Here is a 2183-nt window from a genome sequence, read left to right on the forward strand (position 1 = left end):
GTACCCGGCGCGGTCGCCCTCGTCGGCCCGCCGGCCGCGCCGCGCTCGGACGCCGCGGAATCGAGCGCGGCGCGCAGCGGGACGATCAGCCCCTCCGGAGTCTCGAGCACGAGGTCGGGAGCCTCGGCGATGCGGAACGGCGGGGTGTCGGTGCGTCGGTCGCGGGTGATCACCACGGCGCCGACCCCGGCGCGGCGCCCGGCGACCACGTCGCGGTCGAGGGTGTCGCCGACGTACCAGGTCTGCTGCGGAGCGACGCCGAGCCCCTCCGCGGCCCGTCGGATCATGCCCGGGTGGGGCTTGCGGATCCCGACCTCGTCGGAATACACCTGCACGCCGAAGAAGCGGTCCAGCCCCAGGTCGGCGAGGATCGCGCGGTGCGCCCGGCCGGAGTGGGCGTTGGAGACGATCCCGAGCGGGAGGCGGCGCGTGGCGCATTCGGCGAGCAGCTCGTCGATGCCCGGGCGCTGGTGGTGCTCGGAGACCATCGTCGCCATCGTCGCGAGCAGCTCTCCGGCGTCGAGGGCGAGGGTGCGTCGCACCGGGTCCGGGAGGTCGGCGAGCAGGAAGTCGCCGACTATCTCGGCCGGGGCCAGCTCACGCGGGGCGAGGCGGCGGGAGGCGGCGTTCTTCCACATCGACAGGGCTGTGCGGCCCGCGCGCAGCGACTCCGCGACCGCCGCCGGATCGAGCCGGGCGCCGAGCGTCGCGGACCGGGCGACGACGGCCTCGGCGAGCTCCTGCGCCCAGGTCACGCGAGGGACGGTCGTGACGACCACGCCGCCGAAGTCCAGCAGCAGCGCCGCGGGGGCGGGCAGCGCCGGGACCCCGTCGCCGACGGGCAGCAGGGCGGACGAGGCGGGATCGAGGGTGCGGGGCGCAGTGGTCACGGAGGTCCTTCGACGGGGAGGAGCGGGGCGGCGCAGGGCCGATGACCTCGACGCTAGGCGGCATCGGGGCGCACCCCGTGAACGGAAGGTGAACCCGTCGGCACGCCTTCGGGTCCGGGACTGAAAACCTTCAGACCCGCCGGTCAGCACCGCACTCGGCACTGCTAGACCGGTGTCGTGACCACTTCCGGGAAGCGCCCGAGCCTGGCCGACGTGGCGCGTGCGGCCGGGGTCTCCTCCGCCGCCGCGTCGATGGCGCTGAACGACCGCCCCGGCATCGCGCCGACGACCCGCCGGCGCGTGCGGGAGGCCGCGCGAGGACTCGGCTACGGACGACGGAGGCGGGCGACGACGCTGTTCGGGGTGCTGCCCACGGACCTCGGGAACCCGTACCACACCGACGTCATCGCCGGGATCGAGGAGAGCGCCGAGATGCTCGGGGCGGGGGTCGTGATCGCCCACGGGAGGCGGGACACCGCGCACATGGAGCGGCAGCTGCAGCGCCTGCTGGACCTCGAGGTGGACGGGATCATCGCGGTGACCACGTGGCTGCCGCCGGAGGCGCTCGAGCAGGCGGCGCGCTCGGTGCCGGTGGTGGTGATCGGGCGGATGCAGGACCCGGTGCCGGGCACGGATGCGGTGATCACCGACGACACCGCCGGGGCCGCGCTCGCGGTGCGGCATCTCGTCACGGCCGGGCACCGTCGCCTCGCGCACGTGACCCTCTCCTCCCGGCCCGGACCCGCCGCGCGGCGCACCGGCTTCCTCGCCGAGACGGCGCGGCTCGGGCTCGCCGACGCGGTCGCTGCGATCGGCCCGGACTCGGCCGACGACGGCATCGACCTGCTGCTGCGCGAGCTGCGGCGCGGCGCCGAGGACGCCCCGACGGCGGTGTTCGCCGCGAACGACATCGCCGCGGTGCGGGTGCTGCACCGCGCCGCCGATCTCGGGGTGGCGGTGCCGGAGCGGCTGAGCGTGGTGGGCTATGACTCCTCCGCCGTCGCGCTCACCGTCCGGCCGCACCTGACCAGCGTGAACCAGCCCCGACAGGAGATGGGGCGGATCGCGGCGCGGATGCTGCAGGAGCGGCGCGAGGGCCGACGCACGGACTCCCGCAGCGTCGCCGAGCCCGTGCTGCGCATCCGCGACTCCACCGGCCCCGGACCCGCCTCCCCATGAGTGTCGAGCACTGGCGCGTGGCGTGCCGCTATGCCTCTATGGCGGTGTCAAGCGGTCAGTGCACTGTCAGCCAGGACCTGCTGAAACACTTCAGCCGGAGTCCTCCAGCCGAGG

At 75.1% G+C, this 2183-nt stretch carries 2 protein-coding genes; one reads left to right on the forward strand and one right to left on the reverse strand.

Annotation, left to right across the window (positions count from 1 at the left end):
- On the reverse strand, nt 1-890 hold an 890-nt coding region (locus L3K22_RS16565), incomplete at its 3' end, for an HAD family hydrolase (RefSeq protein WP_263312362.1).
- A gap of 177 nt (nt 891-1067) precedes the next feature.
- Between L3K22_RS16565 and L3K22_RS16570 the strand changes: the two genes are divergently transcribed.
- On the forward strand, nt 1068-2069 hold the full coding sequence (locus tag L3K22_RS16570) for a LacI family DNA-binding transcriptional regulator (RefSeq protein ID WP_263312363.1): 1002 nt from the start codon (nt 1068-1070) through the stop codon (nt 2067-2069).
- Nucleotides 2070-2183 lie beyond the last annotated feature (114 nt).

It is taken from the genome of Brachybacterium atlanticum (assembly GCF_025669985.1).
GTDB classification, from domain to species: Bacteria; Actinomycetota; Actinomycetes; order Actinomycetales; family Dermabacteraceae; genus Brachybacterium; species Brachybacterium conglomeratum.